The 18718-nt window shown below is 69.5% G+C and carries 24 protein-coding genes; 23 read left to right on the forward strand and 1 reads right to left on the reverse strand.

Annotated elements, in window-relative coordinates:
- The first annotated feature begins 18 nt into the window (after positions 1 to 18).
- The 16 genes from fliF to flgJ all read left to right on the forward strand — a co-directional run bounded on the left by fliF (position 19) and on the right by flgJ (position 13028).
- The gene (fliF, locus tag AC07PF_RS27115) at positions 19 to 1707 is read left to right on the forward strand and encodes a flagellar basal-body MS-ring/collar protein FliF (protein ID WP_494613948.1); all 1689 of its coding nucleotides are present in this window, start codon (positions 19 to 21) and stop codon (positions 1705 to 1707) included.
- Positions 1691 to 2722, forward strand: coding sequence for a flagellar motor switch protein FliG (locus AC07PF_RS27120; protein WP_494613949.1), 1032 nt, complete (start codon positions 1691 to 1693; stop codon positions 2720 to 2722). The genes fliF and AC07PF_RS27120 overlap by 17 nt, the downstream gene beginning before the upstream one ends.
- Complete coding sequence (fliH, locus tag AC07PF_RS27125; RefSeq protein WP_494613950.1) at positions 2719 to 3411, forward strand: flagellar assembly protein FliH; 693 nt, start codon at positions 2719 to 2721, stop codon at positions 3409 to 3411. The genes AC07PF_RS27120 and fliH overlap by 4 nt, the downstream gene beginning before the upstream one ends.
- On the forward strand, positions 3408 to 4718 hold the full coding sequence (gene fliI / locus AC07PF_RS27130) for a flagellar protein export ATPase FliI (RefSeq protein ID WP_494613951.1): 1311 nt from the start codon (positions 3408 to 3410) through the stop codon (positions 4716 to 4718). Before fliH ends, fliI begins: the two co-directional genes overlap by 4 nt.
- A complete protein-coding gene (locus AC07PF_RS27135) occupies positions 4715 to 5149 on the forward strand; it encodes a flagellar FliJ family protein (RefSeq protein WP_494613952.1) in 435 nt (144 codons plus the stop codon). The genes fliI and AC07PF_RS27135 overlap by 4 nt, the downstream gene beginning before the upstream one ends.
- Positions 5150 to 5245: 96 nt before the next feature.
- Complete coding sequence (gene fliD, locus AC07PF_RS27140; RefSeq protein WP_494613953.1) at positions 5246 to 6610, forward strand: flagellar filament capping protein FliD; 1365 nt, start codon at positions 5246 to 5248, stop codon at positions 6608 to 6610.
- Positions 6611 to 6627: 17 nt separating this feature from the next.
- Positions 6628 to 7014, forward strand: a complete 387-nt coding sequence (fliS, locus tag AC07PF_RS27145; protein ID WP_184862668.1) for a flagellar export chaperone FliS — start codon at positions 6628 to 6630, stop codon at positions 7012 to 7014.
- On the forward strand, positions 7007 to 7318 hold the full coding sequence (locus AC07PF_RS27150) for a hypothetical protein (RefSeq protein ID WP_494613954.1): 312 nt from the start codon (positions 7007 to 7009) through the stop codon (positions 7316 to 7318). The genes fliS and AC07PF_RS27150 overlap by 8 nt, the downstream gene beginning before the upstream one ends.
- Positions 7315 to 8487, forward strand: a complete 1173-nt coding sequence (locus tag AC07PF_RS27155; RefSeq protein ID WP_494613955.1) for a flagellar hook-length control protein FliK — start codon at positions 7315 to 7317, stop codon at positions 8485 to 8487. The genes AC07PF_RS27150 and AC07PF_RS27155 overlap by 4 nt, the downstream gene beginning before the upstream one ends.
- Before the next feature lie 8 nt (positions 8488 to 8495).
- A complete protein-coding gene (locus AC07PF_RS27160; RefSeq protein WP_494613956.1) occupies positions 8496 to 8963 on the forward strand; it encodes a flagellar basal body-associated FliL family protein in 468 nt (155 codons plus the stop codon).
- 13 nt (positions 8964 to 8976) lie between these two features.
- The gene (gene fliA / locus AC07PF_RS27165; RefSeq protein WP_494613957.1) at positions 8977 to 9696 is read left to right on the forward strand and encodes an RNA polymerase sigma factor FliA; all 720 of its coding nucleotides are present in this window, start codon (positions 8977 to 8979) and stop codon (positions 9694 to 9696) included.
- A gap of 23 nt (positions 9697 to 9719) precedes the next feature.
- Positions 9720 to 10622 carry a flagellar motor stator protein MotA gene (motA, locus tag AC07PF_RS27170; RefSeq protein WP_494613958.1) on the forward strand — a complete coding sequence of 301 codons (903 nt, stop codon included), beginning with the start codon at positions 9720 to 9722 and terminating at the stop codon, positions 10620 to 10622.
- Complete coding sequence (locus tag AC07PF_RS27175; protein ID WP_494613959.1) at positions 10612 to 11601, forward strand: flagellar motor protein MotB; 990 nt, start codon at positions 10612 to 10614, stop codon at positions 11599 to 11601. The genes motA and AC07PF_RS27175 overlap by 11 nt, the downstream gene beginning before the upstream one ends.
- Positions 11602 to 11633: 32 nt before the next feature.
- Positions 11634 to 11909, forward strand: a complete 276-nt coding sequence (gene flgM, locus AC07PF_RS27180) for a flagellar biosynthesis anti-sigma factor FlgM (RefSeq protein ID WP_494613960.1) — start codon at positions 11634 to 11636, stop codon at positions 11907 to 11909.
- Positions 11906 to 12334 (forward strand): flagellar protein FlgN, encoded by a 429-nt coding sequence (locus AC07PF_RS27185; RefSeq protein ID WP_494613961.1) that lies wholly within the window; start codon positions 11906 to 11908, stop codon positions 12332 to 12334. Before flgM ends, AC07PF_RS27185 begins: the two co-directional genes overlap by 4 nt.
- The gene (flgJ, locus tag AC07PF_RS27190; RefSeq protein WP_494613962.1) at positions 12321 to 13028 is read left to right on the forward strand and encodes a flagellar assembly peptidoglycan hydrolase FlgJ; all 708 of its coding nucleotides are present in this window, start codon (positions 12321 to 12323) and stop codon (positions 13026 to 13028) included. The genes AC07PF_RS27185 and flgJ overlap by 14 nt, the downstream gene beginning before the upstream one ends.
- Here flgJ and flgA read toward each other — a convergent pair.
- The gene (gene flgA, locus AC07PF_RS27195) at positions 13013 to 13768 is read right to left on the reverse strand and encodes a flagellar basal body P-ring formation chaperone FlgA (RefSeq protein ID WP_494613963.1); all 756 of its coding nucleotides are present in this window, start codon (positions 13766 to 13768) and stop codon (positions 13013 to 13015) included. The two genes, flgJ and flgA, sit on opposite strands and share 16 nt — an antisense overlap.
- An 18-nt stretch (positions 13769 to 13786) precedes the next feature.
- Here flgA and flgB point away from each other — a divergent pair, with 18 nt between their 5' ends.
- Genes flgB through flgH form a run of 7 tightly spaced genes read left to right on the forward strand, consistent with a single transcriptional unit; the run spans position 13787 to position 18703 of the window.
- A complete protein-coding gene (flgB, locus tag AC07PF_RS27200; RefSeq protein WP_494613964.1) occupies positions 13787 to 14149 on the forward strand; it encodes a flagellar basal body rod protein FlgB in 363 nt (120 codons plus the stop codon).
- 3 nt (positions 14150 to 14152) lie between these two features.
- Positions 14153 to 14572, forward strand: a complete 420-nt coding sequence (gene flgC / locus AC07PF_RS27205; protein ID WP_494613965.1) for a flagellar basal body rod protein FlgC — start codon at positions 14153 to 14155, stop codon at positions 14570 to 14572.
- Between the two features lie 3 nt (positions 14573 to 14575).
- Positions 14576 to 15253, forward strand: a complete 678-nt coding sequence (locus AC07PF_RS27210; RefSeq protein ID WP_494613966.1) for a flagellar hook capping FlgD N-terminal domain-containing protein — start codon at positions 14576 to 14578, stop codon at positions 15251 to 15253.
- Between the two features lie 17 nt (positions 15254 to 15270).
- Positions 15271 to 16461, forward strand: coding sequence for a flagellar hook protein FlgE (locus tag AC07PF_RS27215; RefSeq protein ID WP_494613967.1), 1191 nt, complete (start codon positions 15271 to 15273; stop codon positions 16459 to 16461).
- A 12-nt stretch (positions 16462 to 16473) separates the two neighbouring features.
- Positions 16474 to 17208, forward strand: a complete 735-nt coding sequence (locus AC07PF_RS27220) for a flagellar basal body rod protein FlgF (RefSeq protein WP_494613968.1) — start codon at positions 16474 to 16476, stop codon at positions 17206 to 17208.
- Between the two features lie 41 nt (positions 17209 to 17249).
- Positions 17250 to 18038, forward strand: coding sequence for a flagellar basal-body rod protein FlgG (gene flgG / locus AC07PF_RS27225; RefSeq protein ID WP_494613969.1), 789 nt, complete (start codon positions 17250 to 17252; stop codon positions 18036 to 18038).
- The gene (flgH, locus tag AC07PF_RS27230; protein ID WP_494613970.1) at positions 18038 to 18703 is read left to right on the forward strand and encodes a flagellar basal body L-ring protein FlgH; all 666 of its coding nucleotides are present in this window, start codon (positions 18038 to 18040) and stop codon (positions 18701 to 18703) included. The genes flgG and flgH overlap by 1 nt, the downstream gene beginning before the upstream one ends.
- The last annotated feature ends 15 nt before the right edge of the window (positions 18704 to 18718 follow it).

Genomic DNA, 18718 nt, shown 5'->3' on the forward strand with positions numbered 1-18718 from the left:
CGCTCTGGAGTCTTGCGCGTGAACGCCACCCTGAAATCCGGCTGGGATCGCCTGCGCACGGGCGGCCTGCCCCGCATTGCGCCGGCCTTCGTGAAGAGCCTCGCCCCCCTGGTCCTGCTGGCTGCGGGCCTCACCGCCGTGGTGCTGATGTTCCTGTGGAATGCAGAGGCCGGGTACAAGCCGGTGTTCGGTGCGCGCGAAAAGGTGGCTGCGGCCGACATGATGTCCGTGCTCGAAGCCGAGCAGATCCCCTACCGCATCCACCCCGAAAGCGGGCAGGTACTGGTGCCTGAAAAGTCGCTGGGCAAGGTGCGCATGCTGCTGGCCGCCAAGGGCGTGACCGCCAAGCTGCCGGCCGGCCTGGAGCTCATGGACCGCAACGACCCACTGGGCGTGAGCCAGTTCGTGCAGGACGTGCGCTTTCGCCGCGGCCTGGAGGGCGAGCTGGCCCAGAGCATCGGCGCCCTCGACGCGGTGGAGTCGGCCCGCGTGCACCTGTCCATCGCCAAGTCGACGTCGTTCGTGATCAGCGACGGCGCGCAAAGCTCGGCCTCGGTGATGCTCACGCTCAAGCCCGGCCGCCGCCTCGGCTCGGAACAGGTCGCCGCCATCGTCAACCTCGTGGCGGGCAGCGTGGCCAGCCTGTCGCCCCAGCGCGTGCAACTGGTGGACCAGAGCGGCAACCTGCTGTCGGCCCACGTGGACCTGAGCCAGGGCCTGGATGCGCTCAACGGCGGCGAGGCCGCCGCGCGCCACCGCGACGCGACGCTGCGCAGCATCCGCGATCTGCTGGCACCGGTGCTGGGCGAGGACAACTTCAAGGCCAGCGTCACCGCCGAGGTCGACGAGGACCGCATCGAGGAAACCCAGGAAAAATTCGGCACCGACCCGCGCGTGACGGCCGAGGCCGTGCGTGACGAGCAGGACCGCGCCCTGGCCGCCATCGGCGTGCCCGGCTCGCTGAGCAACCGCCCCGTCAACTCCGACCCGGCCGCAGCCCCGCCCGCCGACCCGAACGCCGCCGCCAATGCCAACACGGCCCGCAAGAACGCCACCACGCGCCAGTACGCCTACGACCGCAGCATCAAGCAGATCAAGCGCAGCCGCAGCCGCCTGAGCAAGCTGCATGTGTCGGTGGTGCTGAACACCGCCGTGGCTCCCAAGGGCGCCACCACCGGCTGGAGCGATCCCGAACTGGCCCATATCGAAAAGATCCTGCACAACGGCCTGGGCATCAATGCCGAGCGCGGCGACCAGCTCATCGTCTCGGCCCTGGCTTTCCGCGCGCCTCCCGCACAGCAAGCCTGGTGGCAGCAGCGCGACACCGTCGTCGACTGGGGCATGCCGGTGGTCTACCTGGTCGCGGCGCTGCTGGCCTTCTTCCTGGTCGTGCGCCCCCTGGTGCGCAGCGCCCAGCAGCGCCTGGCTGTCCCCGCCCCGCTGGCCCTGGGCCAGTCGCCGGCCCTGACGCCCGTGGTAGCGCTCGACGAGGACAGCAGCACGGCCCCTGCCGCCGCCAGCCCTGCCGCGGTGGCCGGCCCCGGCGCCATGCCGGTGGTACCCCTGCTGGAGGACTACGACCTGCCGCCCCCCGGCTCGCCCGTGGATGTGATGGTGAGCCACCTGCGCGTGCTGGCCGAGAAGGAGCCCGAGCGCGTGGCCGAAGTCGTGAAACAGTGGATTCAGAAACATGGCCACCCGAATTGACCCCCCGATCGCTGCCGCCAGCGACTCTGCCGGCAACCCACTGGAGCAGGCCGCCATCGTGCTGCTGTGCATGGGCGAGGAGCCTGCCGCCGCCGTGCTGCGCTGCCTCTCGCGCGAGGAACTGCTCGAAGTCACGCAGGTCATGTCGCGCCTGAGCGGCATCAAGGTCGAGACCGTGCGCGCCTCCATGCAGCGCTTCTTCGACGACTACCGCGAGCAAAGCGGCGTGCACGGGGCCTCGCGCTCCTACCTCAAGCGCTCGCTGGATCTGGCACTGGGTGCCGATATCGCGGGCAATGTGCTCAACAGCATCTACGGCGACGCCATCCGTCCCAAGATGGCGCGCCTGCAATGGGCCTCGCCCAAATGGCTGGGCGAGCGCATCGCCCAGGAGCATGTGCGCATGCAGGCGGTGTTCCTGGCGTTCCTGCCACCGCCCCAGGCCAGCGCCGTGATCGAAGCCCTGCCCGAAGCCAGCCGCGACCACGTGCTGCTGAGCATGGCACGGCTTCAGGAAATCGAGAGCGAGTGGCTGATCGAGCTCGAGGAGATCGTCGAGCGCTGCCTGGACGACCTGGGCACGCAAAGCGCCACCGTCGAAGGCTCGCGCCAGGTCGCGGAGATCATCAACCGGCTGTCGGGCGACAAGCGCGGCATGATCGAACTGCTGCGCGCGCACGACCCCGAGGTGGTGTCGGCCATCGAGGTCCGCATGTACGACTTCTTCATGCTCTCGAACCAGACCGAGGCCGTGCTGATCCGCCTGCTCGACGACATCCCGCTCGAGCAGTGGGCCATCGCGCTCAAGGGTGCCGAGCCCCCGGTGCGCGACGCCATCCTGCGCGCCATGCCGCGCCGCCAGGCCCAGAGCTTCGAGGACCTGCTGCGCCGCGCCGGCCCCATGCCGCTGAGCCGCGTGGAGCAGACGCGCCGCGAGATCATGGCCCAGGTCAAGGCCCTGGCCGATGCCGGCGAGATCCAGATCCAGCTGTTCGCGGAAGCCACCGTCGAATGAAGCAACACCTGCGACTGCACCGCTTTCCGCCCCTGGCGCAGCTGCGGGACCGCCCCCAGGCGGTGCCGGGCGGCGACGCGTCCCTGGTGGCCGACGGCTTCCAGGAAGGCCTGGCCAAGGGCTACGAAGAGGGCCTGCAGTCGGGCTGGCACAACGGCCACCAGGAAGGCCTGGCGGCCGGCCTCGAGGAGGGCCGCAGCCAGGGCATGGCGCAGGGCCGCGACGAAGCCAGCGCACGGCTGGAGCAGATCGGCGCGCCCCTGCAGGCGGCCCTCGAACAGGTGCAGCAGCTGCAGGCCGACTACCAGGCCGCCATGCGCAAGGAGGTCGTGGAGCTGGTCGCCAAGGTGGCGCGCCAGGTCATCCGCTGCGAGCTCGCGCTGCAGCCGCAGCAACTGCTGGCCATGGTCGATGAAACCCTGGCCACCCTGCCGCGCGTGAGCGACGAAGAGGTGCAGGTGCACCTGAACCCCGAGGAGTGCCAGCGCCTGCACGAGCTGCAACCCGAGGGCGCCAAACGCTGGAAGCTGCGCCCCGACCCCCGGCTCGAGCCCGGCGAGTGCCACGTGCACGCCGGCAACCACGAGGCCGACGCCGGCTGCCGCCAGCGCCAGGCTGCCGTGATGGAGCAGGTGTCGGCGCAGTTGCTCGACACACCAGCCCCCGCCGTGGCGCAGGCAACGCCATGATCGCCGCCGCGCTGCGCAAGCTGGAGCTCGGTGCCGTGCCCGTGGCCACGCCCACGGGGCGGCTCGTGGGGGCATCGGGGTTGCTGCTCGAGAGTGCGGGCTGCGCCCTGCACACGGGGCAGCGCTGCCATATCGAAACCGCGACGGGCGGCTGGATCGACGCACAGGTGGTGGGCTTTCGCGAAGACCTCTCCTACCTCATGCCCTTCAAGAAGACCGAGGGCCTGGCCACGGGTGCCCGCGTGCTGCCGGCCCCCGACCGCTCGGACCTGATGATCGGGCCCAGCTGGCTCGGTCGCATCGTCAACGGCCTGGGCGAGCCGCTCGATGGCCTGGGCCGCCTGGGGGGCGAGCATGTGCTGCCCCCCCACCCACCGCATGTGAACCCGCTGCGCAAGCGGCCCGTGGACAAGCCGCTGGACGTGGGCGTGCGCGCCATCAACGGCCTGCTCACGCTCGGCCGGGGCCAGCGCGTGGGCCTGATGGCCGGCAGCGGCGTGGGCAAGAGCGTGCTGCTGGGCCTGATCACGCGCCAGACCGTGGCCGACGTGGTGGTGGTGGGCCTCATCGGCGAGCGCGGCCGTGAGGTGCGCGAGTTCATCGAGCGCTCGCTGGGCCCCGCCGGCCTGGCCCGCGCCGTGGTGGTGGTGGCACCGGCCGACGAATCCCCGCTGATGCGCCTGAAGGCCACCGAGCTGTGCCATTCGATCGCCGCCCACTACCGCGACCAGGGCCAGCATGTGCTGCTGCTCGTGGACTCGCTCACGCGCTACGCCATGGCGCGGCGCGAGGTGGCACTGTCGCTGGGCGAGCCGCCCGCCACCCGCGGCTATCCGCCCTCGGTCTTCAGCCTGCTGCCACAGCTGGTGGAGAGCGCAGGCAATGGCGAGAACGCCCAGGGCAGCATGAGCGCCATCTACACCGTGCTGGCCGAAGGCGACGACCAGCAGGACCCGGTGGTGGACACGGCACGCGCCATCCTGGACGGGCACATCGTGCTCTCGCGCGCGCTGGCCGAGCGCGGCCACTACCCGGCCATCGACATCACGGCCTCCATCAGCCGCTGCATGGCCCTGGTCAGCACGCAAGAGCAGCAGCGCGCCGCACGCCAGTTCAAGGAGATGCTGTCGCGCTACGCCCAGGTGCGCGACATGCTGCCGCTGGGCGCCTATGTGCCGGGCGCAGACCCGGCGACCGACCGCGCCGTGGCCCTGTACCCGCGCCTGGAGGCCTTCCTGCACCAGGGCACGGCCGAGGCGGCCCCCCTGCAGGACACCCTGGCCCGGCTCGACGAGGTGATGTCATGAAACCGGAGCAGACCATCGCCAGCCTGGCCCGCCTGGCCGAGCTGCGCCAGCGGGAAGTGGAGCGCCAGCAGGCCGAGGTGGCCGGCAAGCAGCGTGTGCGCGAGCGCTACCAGCGCAACCTGGAGCGCCTGGACACGCTGTACCGCAATGTGGGCGCCAGCGGCGCCAGCCTGGCGGCAGCGGCCCTCAACAGCGGCAACTACAAGCACAGCGTGATACAGCTGGCCCATGCGCACCGCAACGACCTGGCGCTGCACGATGCCGACCTGGCGGTTTCGCGCCAGGCCCTGGCCAGCGCCTCTCGCCGGCACGAATCCGTGAACCAGCTGCTCGAACGCCAGCGCCAGGACCTCAAGCGGGCCCAGGGCGTCCAGGAACAGAAACGCCAGGACGAGATGGCAACCCTCATGTGGCAACGGAGGCCCGCATGAGCACCGCCTTGCACCACGCCGATTTCATAAAGCGCGCATTCGTGTCGCCTTCTGCCTCAGACCGCCCTTTTTCACCCGTTTTGAGAGGAATCTGACATGGCAGACATCACCCCCAGCACGATGGCGACCCAATTGGCCACGTCGTACACCGCGCGCGCCCAGAGCCTGCTGACATCGCAGGCCAAGTCCGCCCAGGCGACCAGCACGGCCCTGACCAAGCTGCAGTCGGCGCTGACCGCCTTCAGCTCGGCCCTCAGCGGCCTGGCCGGCGGCGCCGGCAAGAGCCTGGTGCAGCGCACTACGTCGCTCAGCAGCACCGGGTTTGCCACCGCCACAGCCAGCGCCTCGGCACCGGCCGGCGGCTATTCGCTGTTCGTGCAGCAGGTGGCCACGCCGCACCAGGTCGCGTTCGAGGACCTGCCTGCCGTGCCGGTCTCGCTGGGCGGACCGCTGGTCGTGAAGCTGCAGGACGGCACGGACTTCACCGTGGCCCTGACCCAGGCCGACTCCGACAACGACGGCACCATCTCGCAAACCGAAATCGCCCGCGCCATCAACCAGGCGAACGAGAACCAGGGCAAGGTGACCGCCACCACGGCCACGGTGGATGGCAAGACCCAGCTCGTGCTGTCGTCGGGCAAGACCGGCGACAGCGGCCGCATCACGCTGGACACCAGCGGACTGCCCGCCAGCAGCCTCAAGACCGCCCTGTCCACGGCCAAGGAACTCTCGCCCGCCCGCGATGCCGTCGTCTATCTCTTCGGCGACGCCACCACCGGCACCCGGCTGCAGCAGGCCTCCAACACGGTGACGGCCATCGACGGCGTCACCGTGACGCTGACCAAAGCCATGCAGGCGGGCGACAGCCCGCTGGTCGTGACGGTGGGCAACGACGACAGCGGCACCACGGCCAATGTGCAGAAGTTCGTCGACGCCTACAACGCGCTCGAGAAGACCCTCGACGACCTGACGGCCATGGGCGCGGACGGCAGCACCCGGGCGGCGTTCGCGTCCGACGCCGGGCTGCGCTCCCTGCGCGACCGCATGGGTTCGGTGCTGCGCCAGAGCCACGGTGGCATGAGCCTGTCCCAGTTCGGCATCAGCACCGACCGCAGCGGCACCATGACGCTGGACAGCGCCAAGCTGCAAAAGACCCTGGCAGCACACCCCGAAGGCCTGGACAAGCTCTTTGGCAACGCCAGCCTGACCGGCTCCAGCGGCGTGCTCGGCGCCTTCAGCGATGTCGTCAAGAGCTGGACAGACACCAGCAAGGGCCACATCCAGCAGCGCAAGGCCTCGCTGGACACCCAGCAAAGAGGCCTCACGGCACGCCAGACCCGCCTGGATACCCAGTACGACATGGCCTACAAGCGCTACCTCGCGCAATTCACCCAACTGCAGAACCTGCAGTCGCTCATGGGCGACAACAGCAGCCTGCTCAGCAACCTCGGGGCGGCCTGAACCGCCCCTGCCCCTCCATGGACTACGACGCCTACCGCAGCTACCACGCCGTCAACCTGAACGCGCAAACCGCCAATGCCTCCCCGGTGCAGCTGGTCATGATCCTCATGGACGGCCTGCTCGAGGAGCTGGCGCGCGCCAGGGGCCACATCGAAGGCCGGCGCTACGAGCTCAAGGCGCGCAGCCTGGACAAGTGCGTGGACATCCTCAATGGCCTGTCCAGTGCGCTGGACTTCGACAGCGGCGGTGAGGTGGTGGCCAACCTGGGCCGCCTGTACGAGTACTGCGCCTGGCGCCTGCACAAGGCCGGCCTGGAACTGCAGGCCGAGATGGTCGACGAGGTGGTGGGCCTGCTCACCACCATCCGCAACGGCTGGCAGAACGTGCAGGCCGCCCATGGCTGATCCACGGCACATGCTCGATCTGGCCCGGCGCCTGCGCGAGGGCACGTTGGCGCGCGACTGGGACGCGCTGGCCCGCACCAGCCTCGAGCTCACGGCCCTGCTCGCGCCCCTGGCTGCCGACCAGGCACGTGCCCCGGCCCAGCGCCAGGCCCTGCGCGAGCTGCAGCAGGCGCACCAGCAGGCCCATGCCCTGTGCAACACCGCCGCCGAAGAGCTGCAGCGTGCCCTGGAGGAGCTGCGCGCCCACAAGGACGGCTGGATGGCCTATGCCGCCCACGGCGAGATGAACGAGTCCACAACATGAGCCTTTCCCTGCCCCAGGCCCTGCCTGCCGCCCTGCCGCTGGCCCCCGCCGGTCACTCCCAGGCCCTGCTTCCTGGGGCCCCGGGAACACCGGCCGCCGGCGTGCCCGCCGGCACCGGATTCTTCCTGGCCCTGCAACAGACGGCCCTGCCCGCGCTGTGGGCAGCCGCACCGCCGCAGACCGGTGCCGTGCCCGCCGCGCTGGCGCCCCCCCTGGCCATGCCTGGCACCGTGGCCGAACTCCCCGCCGGCGACCTCCTGGCCGAGGCCTCCGAGGACAACCCGCCGGCCGAGGATGCGCCGACCGCGGCGCTGCTGGCCCCGCTGTTCGCACCCATTGCAAGCACCCCGGCTTTCCAGCCGCATGGCCTGGCCCTGCCGCCTGCGGCCGCACAATGGAACGCGGCGGCCACTGCGGCCACGGCCTTGGCGGCCCCATCCACGCCCGCAGTGGCCATGGCCATCCCGGGCGCAACCCCCACCACGGCGCAGGACGCCCTGCCCTCGTTTGCCACCACCGTCCTGCAGGCGCAGTCGCCGCAGCCCACCGTGACCCCGCAGGCCGCGGCGCTGCAGGCACCGGCACCCGCTGCCACGCCGACAGAGGCCATGGCGGCACCGCTCGAGAAGGTGCTGGCGGCCACCGCCACTGCTCCGCGCGAGGTGACCATGGCGGCGTGGAACCCGGCCCTGGCCGACGGCCTGTCCGCCGCGCCCCTGTCCACGCCCCCGGCGGCAGCAGCAGTGGCAGCACGCAACGATGGCACGCCGACCACGGCCCTGGTGGAAGCGCTGGGCGAGCGCATCGAGTGGCAGATCCGGCGCGGTACCGAGCGCGCCCAGATCCGGCTCGATCCGCCCATGCAGGGCCAGCTCGAGATCACCGTGCGCCGCGACGGTGCCGGCCTCCAGATCCACCTGAGTGCCACGCACAGCGACGTGGTGCGCCAGCTGCACGCCATCAGCGACAGCCTGCGCGGTGACCTGTCCATGCGCCAGGCCGGCGACGTGACGGTCACGATCGCCCAGCACGCACCGCGCGAGCACGACGGCCGCGGCCGCCAGCCCCAGGACAACGCCCCCGAGGCCGAGGGCCCGGGCCAGGCCCTGGCCGACGCCGAACGCGATCAGCCGCCGCAGGCGTTTGCACTCTCCACCTCCCAAGGCTGACCGATTCCATGACCAAAACACGGCAACTCATTGCGTTCTCTCTGGTGGGACTGGCCATGGCCGGCCTGGGTGGGGGTGGCGCCTGGTGGTGGCTCAAGAACCGCGCCCCTGCGGCCGATACCGAGCAGGCCCCCGCCAAGCCGGTCTACGACAACCAGGAATACAAATACGTCAGCCTGGACAAGGTGATCGTGATGCTGCGTGGCCAGGCAGGAGAGCCGATGGCGCACTACCTCGCGGTGGACCTGGTCTTCAAGGCCCCGGCGGAGAAGGAGCGCACCGTGAAGGAACACCTGCCGCTGCTGCGCAGCGTGGCGGTCTCCGCGCTGTCGACCTACCCGCTCGAGAAGGCCTCGAAGATGACCATCACCGAGCTGGCGGCAGACATCAATGCAGCCTACCAGGCCAGCTACGAGCGCGATCGCAAGGAACAGCCCTTCGTCGAAGCCCTGATCGGCAAGCTGATCATCGAATAGACAAGCCTGCCCCATGGACATGCACACGGGTTACGCCGAAGTTCACGGTGCCGCTGCCACCCGCAGCGCGGCCGATGAGCAGCGCCATCTGCTGGCCTACGCTCCGCTGGTCAAGCGGATCGTGCGTCAGCTGACGTCGCAGATCGGCGCGGCCGTGGACCGCGAGGACATGGAGCAGATCGGTCTCATGGGCCTGCTGGACGCACTGCGCCGCTACGGCGATGCGCCCGACGAGAAATTCGGCTCCTACGCCTCGATCCGCATCCGCGGCTCGATCCTCGACGAGCTGCGCCGCCAGGACTGGCGCCCGCGCTCTGTGCGCCAGGACAGCCACCGCATGCGCGACGCCGTGCGCGCCCTCACGCGCCGCCTGGGCCGCGCGCCCAGCGACAGCGACATCCTGGCCGCGCTGAACATCTCGGCGGCCGAGCTGCAGGAGTACCGCCTCGCCGAAAACGCCGAGATGCTCGTGAGCTTCGACGAGATCCTGCAGGAGCTCACCCACATGCCCTCGGCCAGCCTGAGCCCCGAAGAGGCCCTGATGGACCGCCGCAGCCTGGAGCAGGCGCTGGGCGCTCTTGACGAACGCGAGCAGCGCGTGGTCCAGCTGTACTACGAGTTCGACCTCAGCCTCAAGGAAATCGCCGCCGTGCTCGGACTCACCGATGCACGCGTGTGCCAGATCAACAAGGGTGCCCTGCGGAAGATGAAAGCCTTCCTGCAGGACGCCTGAGCCCCTACCCAAAGACCCATCCCATGCAAGCCATCGTCGGCATCATCATCGTTCTCGGCTGCGTGTTCGGCGGCTTCATGCTGCACGGCGGCAGCTTCAAGGTCATCTGGCAGCCGGTGGAGCTGCTGATCATCCTGGGCGCTGGCCTGGGGGCCATCGTGCTGGGCAATCCCAAGCACGTGCTCTCGGAAATGGTGCTGCAGCTCAAGAAGGTGGTCGGCCGCAAGAAGCCCGGCGAGGAGTTCCAGCGCCAGCTGCTGCTGCTGATGTACGAGCTGCTGCAGACTGCCGCCGGCGGCCTCAAGGCCCTGGACGCCCACGTCGAGGCCCCCCACGAGAGCGAGCTGTTCCAGCGCTACCCCCTGATCCTCGAAGAGCCCAAGCTGCTGCACTTCATCGTCGACAACTTCCGCCTGATGGCCATGGGCAAGATCAACGCCCACGAACTGGAAGGCGTGCTGGAGCAGGAGCTGGAGGCGATCTACGACGAGCTGTCGCAGCCCGCCAAGTCGCTGGGAAAGATCGCCGAGGCGATGCCGGGCTTCGGCATCCTGGCCGCGGTGCTGGGCATCGTGATGGCGATGAGCTCGGTGGCCGACGGTGCCGGCACCGCCGAGATCGCAGTGATGGTGGCCGCGGCCATGGTCGGCACCTTCATCGGCATCTTCTTTTGCTATGCGCTGTTCGACCCGCTGGCGAACATGATGAAGCAGATCGTGCACGAGGAACTGGCCGCGCTGGAATCGGTCAAGGTCGTGCTGGTGACCCATGTCTCGGGCAAGCCGCCCCTGCTGGCGATCGATGCCGGCCGCCGCCTGGTGCAGCTGAACATCAAGCCCAGCTTCGCGCTCCTGGAAAGCTGGATCGACAACATGCAGAATGCGGGCACCGCCGACCGCACGCCCGGAGAACGCCGTGCTACCTGATGGCAACGCCAGCAAGGCCGGCAAGGGCGACGGCCACCACCCGACCGTCGTCAAGCGCGTCTCGCGCAAGGCGCACGACGAGTCCCATGGGGGTGCCTGGAAGGTGGCCTTCGCCGACTTCTGCCTGGCCCTGCTGTGCCTTTTCCTGGTGCTGTGGCTGCTGGCCTCGCGCAATGCCGAGCGCAGCGAGGAAATCCTGCGCACCACGGGCGGCAAGATGTTCGATGAAGGAGCGGGCCACAAGATCCACACCTTCACCACGGCCCAGGGCAGCCTCATTCCGCGCGAACCCGTGCCTGCGCAGGGCGTGGTGCGCCAGCCGCGCCAGGCCTTCACGAATGGCGGCCAGGGCCTGCAGCCCGGTGCGGCACCGGTGCGCTACGACACGGCGGCCGACCTGCGGCAGTTGGCGGCCATCCTCATGCGTATGAGCGAGGACGCCGGCCTGGCCAACAACCTGCAGGCCATCATCACGCCCTTCGGCCTTCGCGTGATGCTGCACGACACCGACAAGCAAGGCATGTTCGAGCGCGGCAGCGTGGTCCCGACCGAGCGCTTTCGCCGCCTGCTGCGCCGGATGGGACCCGTGTTCGCGCAGATGGAGAACCAGATCATCGTCGTGGGCCACACCGACTCCCTGCCCTACGCCGATGGCGACATGGGCGCCGTCTCGAACTGGACGCTGTCCAACAACCGGGCCATCGCCGCCCGCTACCACCTGCTGGCCGGCGGCATGCCCGCCGGCACCACGCTGCAGACCGTGGGCATGGCCGACCGCGCGCCCTTCAACACCAAGGACCCCCGGGCCGACACGAACCGCCGCATCGAGCTGCTGATCCTCACGACCGAGCACGCCCGCCACATGGCGGCCATGTTCGGCGCCCCCGAAACGGTGGCGCCCCTGCTGCCCGGCGTGGATTCCACCGTGCCGAACCGCGAGGCCCTGACGGCGCTGCGCGAAACACTGACCGCCCGCTGACCGCCATGGAAACCAGAATCCGAGGCTCCCGCATGAAAATCACCTCCACCGGCATCACCGCATTGCCCGCTGCCGCGCCCGTGCCGGACGCCGCGGCCGCAGCCCCCGCACAGACCGCTGCTCCCCTCGATGAACCCGGGCGCGCCTCGGGCGTGCTGGAGGCGGCCCAGTCCGCCCTGCGCGCCATGCCCGAGATCGACGAGGCCAAGGTCGCGGCACTGCGCGATGCCCTGGCCCGCGGCGAGATCCGCTTCGATGCCGGCAAGCTCGCGGGGCTGATCACCCGCTACCACGGAGCGCGCGAATGAGCCGCCCCGCCCTTCTGCCGCAGTTCGTGGCCGACATGGACGCCGACCTGCGGCAGTACCGCAGCCTCCAGGCGCTGCTGCAGGAGCAGTTCAGCGCTGCATTGCGGCACGACAGTGCCGGCTTACTGGAGCTCAACGAGCGCATCCTGGCCATGGTGGCGGCACTGGACCTGCGCCGCGAGCGCCGCAGCGCCTTGCTGGCGCAACTGCTGGCCCCGCAGCACCCGGCCACGCTGGACGCCCTGCTCGAGCGCCTGCCCCCCGCAACGCGCGGCGTGGTGCAGACACGCGCTGACGCCCTGGAGCAGTTGGTGCGTGACTGCAAGGAACGCAACACCCGCAACGGCCGCCTGGTGACCGACCAGCAGGCCATCCTGCAGCGCGTGCTCCGGGGCAAGGAAGAAGACACCTATGCTCAGGCCTGACATCGCGCTGGCGCCCATCGCCATGCCCGCCATGGAGCGGCCGCCCCTGCCTGCCCAGGGCCAGGCAGGCCCCTTCGCGGCCGTGTTCCGCCAGGCCCATGCCGAGGTACAGCGCGTGATCGACCAGGGCTGGCCCGGTGAATCCCTGCCCGCCATGCGCCCCGAAGCCTGGGTCCACCGCGCACAGGCCTCGGTGAGCGCTGCGGACAGCAGTGCCCCTTCGGTCCTGGGCGTGCAGCAGCAGGAGTTCCTGGCCAGCATCGCCCCCTGGGCCCGGCAGGCGGCGCAGACGCTGGGGGTCTCGGCCGACCTGGTGTCGGCGCATGCCGCGCTGGAGTCGGGATGGGGCCGGCAGCCGCTGCGCGATGCCGCAGGCCAGAACACCCACAACCTGTTCGGCCTCAAGGCGCAGGGCGGCTGGCAGGGCGCGCGCACCGATGCGCTGACCACCGAGTACGAGGACGGCACAGCGCTCAAGAAGACCGAGGCATTCCGCAGCTACCCCGACTACGCCAGCGCCTTCGGCGACTATGCGCGCCTGCTGCAGGACAGCCCGCGTTACCGCGCCGCGCTCAACACCGGTGCCGATGCCCAGGCCTTCGCCCAGGGCCTGGCGCGCGGCGGCTATGCCACCGACCCCGGCTATGCGGCCAAGCTCGTGCGCCTGGCCGAGCAGATTCAGTCGCGGGATTGATCGCCCATGGACTGCGCCATGCCCTCCGGCTCCACCAGCCCCGCCTCGACGACGCGCGCACGGATCACCTTGCCCGTGCCGGCATTGCGCACGCGCACGACCTGGCCGCGCCGTCCCGGCTCCATGGCCTCGCCGGGCACCTGGACCTCGATGGGTCCGTTGCGCGCGACGATGCTCACGCTGTCGCCGCGCTTGAGCAGCAAGGGCTGCACCAGCCAGCGCGGCGATACCACCTGGCCGGTGCGCAGCGCGCGCGTGCTGGCCTGGCCGACGGCGGCATCGACCGACGGCAAGGCATCGGCCATGTCGACCAGGGTGCGCCGCTCCTGCGCCAGGTCGGCCTCGGCCATGGCCCGGTTGGCCTGCACCGGCGCCGCAGCCACGACCACCAGCGCAGACACCTCGGCCCGCACGATCCATTCGCGCTGCCAGCCCGCGCTGCCCGGGCAGGTGGCGGCAAACCGCATGCGGCTCAGGTACCGCGTCTCCACCGCCTCCACGACCACGGCCTGGGCGCACGCAGCAGCCGGCGTGGTGCCACGTTCGACCAGGCTGAGCTCGAACTGGGGAGCGACCAGCCCCTTGAGCGTGGCCTGCTCCGCCAGCCACTGGCGTGCCGCCGTCTCCACGCGCTGCGCCGGTGCCTGCAAGGGCGCGGCGGACAGCGACAAAGGCCCGCACAACACCCCCGCCAATGCGGCGCCGGCCCACAGGTGGCCATGAACTTTCTTGACGGACATCAGCAAAAGAGGATCAACATGGGAATTCACTTTGACAAGGCCCTGGGTGTGCACGCCGATGCCCTGCGGCTGCGCGCAGACCGCACCAGAATCATAGCCTCGAACCTGGCCAACGAAAGCACGCCGGGCTACCAGGCACGCGACATCGACTTTGCCGCCTCCCTGGGCCAGCGCCAGGCCGGCGAGGGGCCTCTGGCGCTCGACACGGGCGACGGCGATCTGCTCTACCGCGTGCCCAACCACCCTTCGCAGGACGGCAATACCGTCGAGCTGGGCGTCGAGCAATCGCTGTTCTCGCAGAACGCTTCCGACTTCCAGACCAGCCTGACCTTCACGAACATGAAGCTCAAGGGCCTGGCCAAGGCCATCGCGGGGCAGTAAGCCATGGCATTTCGCAGCATCGCCCAGATCGCCGGCTCGGCCATGACGGCCCAGACCGTGCGCATGAACACCATCTCCAGCAACCTGGCCAACGCCCAGTCGGCCGCGGGCACCGAGGCCGGCGTCTACCGCGCGCGCAAGCCCGTGTTCTCGGCCATCGCCCAGTCCGGCCAGGACGGCCAGGTGGCTGGCGCGCGCGTGCAGGTGCTCGACGTGATCGAGAGCACAGAGCCGGCACGCAAGGTCTATGAACCGGGCAACCCGCTGGCCAACGCGTCCGGCGAGGTGTTCTATTCCAACGTTAACTCCGTGGCCGAGATGACCGACATGCTGTCGGCATCGCGCGCCTTTGAAACCAATGTGGAGGTGCTGGGCCGCGTCAAGGCCATGCAGAACTCCCTTCTTCGCCTGGGAGAGGGCTGATCCATGGAAACCAACGCGACCCCATCGGCCAGCCAGGGCAATGGCACAGGCAGCAGCAACGCCATCACCAGCGCGCTGGGCGGCAACGGCTCCGTCTCCGACCTGTTCGTCAAGCTGCTGGTGGCCCAGATCCGCAACCAGAACCCGCTGGAGCCAACCGACCCGAGCGAATTCGTGGGCCAGCTGACCCAGCTGAGCCAGATGGAGGCGCTGCAAAAGCTCACCGAGCAGGGCACGACCGCCGCCAGCCTGATGGCCAGCACGCAGATGCTGACCCTGGGCTCCCAGGTCGGCTCGTCGGTCACCGTGCAGACCGACACCCTGGCCGTCGACGGACAGCCCATCGCGCTGGGCTTTCACCTGGGCAGCAACAGTGCGCAGACCACGCTGGTGCTCACCGGCAGCGACGGTGCCAAGCACCGCGTGGAACTGGGCACGCAGCACCTGGGCGACGTGAAATACATGCTCGACCCGACCGCACTGGGCCTGGCGCCCGGCAAGTACGGCGCGCAGGTGGAAACCAGCACCAAGGAGACCCCCGCCATCGAGGTCACCGGAGAACTCACCAACGTGCGCCTCACGGGCAGTGGCAGCGCCATGCTGACCGTTGCCGGCGCCGACCAGGTCCAGCCGGGCCTCATCACCGCGTTCAACGGCAAGCCCGCCACCGCCAAACCCTGAACCCCAAGGAAACCGCCATGAGCTTCGAAATCGCCCTGTCCGGCATCAACGCCATCAACACCTCGCTGGACACCATCAGCAACAACATCGCCAACTCCGGCACCTTCGGCTTCAAGGCCAGCCGCGCGAACTTCTCCTCGATGTATGCGGGCACCCAGCCCATCGGTGCCCAGATCGGCTCGCTCACGCAGAGCATCGACGTGGGCGGCGGCGTGCTGACCACGGGCCGCGCGATGGACGCCAGCATCCAGGGCCGCGGCTTCTTCGTGACCAAGGACAGCGCAGGCGCGCTGCTGTACACCCGCGTGGGCATCTTCTCCACCGACAAGGACGGCGCACTGGTCGATGCCTCGGGCCGCAAGGTCCAGGGCTACCCCGTGGTGCCCGGCACGACCGCCCTGGGCGCCTTTGGCGACATCACCGTGCCGACGGGCCAGGTACCGGCCCAGGCCAGCACGCAGGTCAAGTACGTGGGCAACCTCTCGTCCGACTGGACCGTGCCCGCCGTCACGCCCTTCGCCCCTGCCGACCCACTGTCCTACAACAGTTCCATGGTCTCCGTGGTGTACGACTCGCTGGGCGCGCAGCACACGGTCACGCAGTACTTCGTCAAGTCGGCCACGCCGGGCCAGGTCAACGTGCACTACACCGTGGACGGCGGCACGCCTGCGGCACTGCCCAACCTGACCTTCGGACCCGATGGCCAGCTTACCAGCCCGGCGTCGGCGACGGTTCCGGTCATCACCCTGATGCCCGCGGCACAGGACCTGAACATCACCATCAACTACGCCGGCACCACCCAGTATGCGGGCGACACGACGACCACCGTGAACTCCACCGATGGCTACGCCTCGGGCACGCTCACGGGCGTCGAACTGGCCAAGGACGGCTCCGTCGTGGCCCAGTACAGCAACGGCCAGAAGCAGAGCGTGGGCAAGATCGCGCTGGCCACCTTCCCCAACGAAAGCGCGCTCACGGCCGTGAGCGACACCAGCTGGACCACCTCGGTGGGCTCGGGCAACGCGCTGTACTTCACGCCCGGCACGGGCATGACGGGCGACCTCACCGTGGGCGCCATCGAGCAGTCCAACGTGGACATGACCTCGGAGCTGGTGAGCCTGATGTCCTCGCAGCGCAACTACCAGGCCAACACCAAGGTCATCTCGACCGAGAACGAGATGATGCAATCGCTGATGCAGGCCATCTGAGGCTGAAGCGCCATGGACGCCCTGATCTACTCCGCCATGAGCGGGGCCGAGCGCACGCTGCACGCGCAGCAGGTGCGCGCGAACAACCTCGCCAACGCCTCCACCAACGGCTTTCGCGCCGACCTGGAACTGGCCCGCAGCCAGTCCGTGCAGGGCTACGGCTACAGCGCCCGCCACCTGGCCGAGCTGCAGGCGAATGCCGTTTCCACGCGCTCCGGCACCCTGACCGCCACCGGGCGCGACCTGGATGCCGCCATCTCGGGCGACGGCTTCTTTGCCGTGGCCCTGGGCAATGGCGAGGCTGGCGAGGCCTACACGCGCAACGGCGCCTTCGTAGTGGACAGCAACGGTGCGCTGACGCTCAACGGCCGCCCCGTGCTCGGTGACGGCGGCCCCATCGTGCTGCCGGCCCATGTGCGCGTGGCGATCTCCGAGAATGGCACGCTGTCGGTGCAGCCCGAGGGCGAGGCCGATCTGCAGCCGGTGGACCGGCTCAAGCTGGTCAAGCCCGACGCGGCCACCCTGGCCAAGAACACCGCCGGCTTCGTGGTCAGCCGCGACGGCCAGCCGCTGCCGGCCGATGACACGGTGCGTGTGAGCGGCGCCCACCTCGAAGGCAGCAACGTCTCGGCCGTCGAGGAGATGGTCGCCTCCATGGGCCTGAGCCGCGACTTCGAGGTCCACATGCGCCTGTTCAAGGTGGCCGACGACATGGCCGCCAACGGCAACCGCCTGCTGCGCGAGTAACCCCTCCCCCCCTTTTACCCCCCTTCCGACAAGGAGTCCCCATGAATCCCGCCCTGTGGGTCAGCAAGACCGGCGTCCAGGCCCAGGACGCCAAACTCCAGGCCATTGCCAACAACCTCGCCAACGTCAACACCGTGGGCTTCAAGCGCGACCGCGTGGTCTTCGAAGACCTGTTCTACCAGGTCGAGAAGCAGCCGGGCGCCCAGATCGACGAGAACCGCAACTCCGCATCGGGCATCCAGCTGGGCAGCGGCACGCGCCTGGTGGGCACGCAGAAGGTGTTCACCACCGGCAACCTGCAGACCACCGGCCAGTCGCTCGATGTGGCCATCGTCGGCAACGGCTTCCTGCAGGTCGAGCTGCCCAACGGGGAGTCGGCCTACACCCGCGCAGGCCAGCTCTCGGTGAATGCCGACGGCCGCCTGGTGAACGCGCAGGGCCTGGCCCTGCGCCCCGAGATCACCGTGCCCGCCAACGCCACCGGCCTCACCATCCTCGAAAACGGCACCGTGCAGGTGTCGGTGAACGGCAGCACCACGCCGACCGCACTCGGCCAGCTCACGCTGGCGAACTTCGTCAACCCCGTGGGCCTGCTCGCCCTGGGCGACAACCTGTACCAGGAAACCGTGGCCAGCGGCGCCCCGAACGAAGGCGCACCCGGCGAGGAAGGCCGCGGCAAGCTCAAGCAGGGCGCCCTCGAAGGCTCGAACGTGCAGGTGGTCGAGGAAATGGTCGACATGATCGCCGCCCAGCGCACCTACGAGATGAACACCAAGGTGCTCTCGGCGGCCAACGAGATGATGCAGAACCTCGCCCAGGCGGCCCGCTGATGGCAGCCCGTACCGCGATGGGCCTGGTGACCGCGCTGGCCAGCCTGCTGCTGGCAGGCTGCGAGACGCTGGCCACCGAGCCCAAGGTCGTCCTGGAAGAGCCGCTGGTCACCATGCCCGTGGTGCGGCGCGGCCAGTCGGGAGGGGTGTTCTCGCCCGAGCACAGCTCCACGCTCACGGCCGACAGCCGTGCCATCCGCGCCGGCGACGTGCTCACCGTGGTGCTGCAGGAGACCACCCAGGCCAACCGGCGCTCGGGCACCACCCAGGGCAAGAACAGCAGCGCCGCCATCGCCTCGCCAGTGCTGCTGAACCAGACCCTCAAGGGCCAGATCGGCACCGATGCCCAGCGCTCGTTCGACGCCAGCAACACGGCCACGCAGCAGAACACCCTGCAGGGCGCGATCACCGTGGTGGTGCACGAGGTCCTGCCCAACGGCCTGCTGCACATCCGCGGCGAGAAGAGCCTCACGCTCAACAACGGCGAAGAGTTCGTGCGCGTGAGCGGCTATGCACGCGTGGCCGACATCGACACCGACAACCGCCTGTCGTCGCAGCGCATCGCGAATTCGCGCATCACCTACTCGGGCCGCGGCGCCCTGGGCGACACCCAGCAGCCCGGCTGGCTCACGCGCTTCTTCAACAGCCCGCTGATGCCCTTCTGACCCCACTACCCACCA

This window comes from Acidovorax sp. GW821-FHT10A04 (assembly GCF_059415825.1).

Excerpts from the sequence above, each read along its gene's own strand:
- AC07PF_RS27120 (WP_494613949.1), top strand. The coding sequence starts at position 1,691 with ATGGCCACCCGAATTGACCCCCCGATCGCTGCCGCCAGCGACTCTGCC.
- fliH (WP_494613950.1), top strand. The coding sequence starts at position 2,719 with ATGAAGCAACACCTGCGACTGCACCGCTTTCCGCCCCTGGCGCAGCTG.
- fliI (WP_494613951.1), top strand. The coding sequence starts at position 3,408 with ATGATCGCCGCCGCGCTGCGCAAGCTGGAGCTCGGTGCCGTGCCCGTG.
- AC07PF_RS27135 (WP_494613952.1), top strand. The coding sequence starts at position 4,715 with ATGAAACCGGAGCAGACCATCGCCAGCCTGGCCCGCCTGGCCGAGCTG.
- fliD (WP_494613953.1), top strand. The coding sequence starts at position 5,246 with ATGGCAGACATCACCCCCAGCACGATGGCGACCCAATTGGCCACGTCG.
- fliS (WP_184862668.1), top strand. The coding sequence starts at position 6,628 with ATGGACTACGACGCCTACCGCAGCTACCACGCCGTCAACCTGAACGCG.
- AC07PF_RS27150 (WP_494613954.1), top strand. The coding sequence starts at position 7,007 with ATGGCTGATCCACGGCACATGCTCGATCTGGCCCGGCGCCTGCGCGAG.
- AC07PF_RS27155 (WP_494613955.1), top strand. The coding sequence starts at position 7,315 with ATGAGCCTTTCCCTGCCCCAGGCCCTGCCTGCCGCCCTGCCGCTGGCC.
- AC07PF_RS27160 (WP_494613956.1), top strand. The coding sequence starts at position 8,496 with ATGACCAAAACACGGCAACTCATTGCGTTCTCTCTGGTGGGACTGGCC.
- fliA (WP_494613957.1), top strand. The coding sequence starts at position 8,977 with ATGGACATGCACACGGGTTACGCCGAAGTTCACGGTGCCGCTGCCACC.
- motA (WP_494613958.1), top strand. The coding sequence starts at position 9,720 with ATGCAAGCCATCGTCGGCATCATCATCGTTCTCGGCTGCGTGTTCGGC.
- flgM (WP_494613960.1), top strand. The coding sequence starts at position 11,634 with ATGAAAATCACCTCCACCGGCATCACCGCATTGCCCGCTGCCGCGCCC.
- AC07PF_RS27185 (WP_494613961.1), top strand. The coding sequence starts at position 11,906 with ATGAGCCGCCCCGCCCTTCTGCCGCAGTTCGTGGCCGACATGGACGCC.
- flgJ (WP_494613962.1), top strand. The coding sequence starts at position 12,321 with ATGCTCAGGCCTGACATCGCGCTGGCGCCCATCGCCATGCCCGCCATG.
- flgA (WP_494613963.1), bottom strand. The coding sequence starts at position 13,768 with ATGTCCGTCAAGAAAGTTCATGGCCACCTGTGGGCCGGCGCCGCATTG.
- flgB (WP_494613964.1), top strand. The coding sequence starts at position 13,787 with ATGGGAATTCACTTTGACAAGGCCCTGGGTGTGCACGCCGATGCCCTG.
- flgC (WP_494613965.1), top strand. The coding sequence starts at position 14,153 with ATGGCATTTCGCAGCATCGCCCAGATCGCCGGCTCGGCCATGACGGCC.
- AC07PF_RS27210 (WP_494613966.1), top strand. The coding sequence starts at position 14,576 with ATGGAAACCAACGCGACCCCATCGGCCAGCCAGGGCAATGGCACAGGC.
- AC07PF_RS27215 (WP_494613967.1), top strand. The coding sequence starts at position 15,271 with ATGAGCTTCGAAATCGCCCTGTCCGGCATCAACGCCATCAACACCTCG.
- AC07PF_RS27220 (WP_494613968.1), top strand. The coding sequence starts at position 16,474 with ATGGACGCCCTGATCTACTCCGCCATGAGCGGGGCCGAGCGCACGCTG.
- flgG (WP_494613969.1), top strand. The coding sequence starts at position 17,250 with ATGAATCCCGCCCTGTGGGTCAGCAAGACCGGCGTCCAGGCCCAGGAC.
- flgH (WP_494613970.1), top strand. The coding sequence starts at position 18,038 with ATGGCAGCCCGTACCGCGATGGGCCTGGTGACCGCGCTGGCCAGCCTG.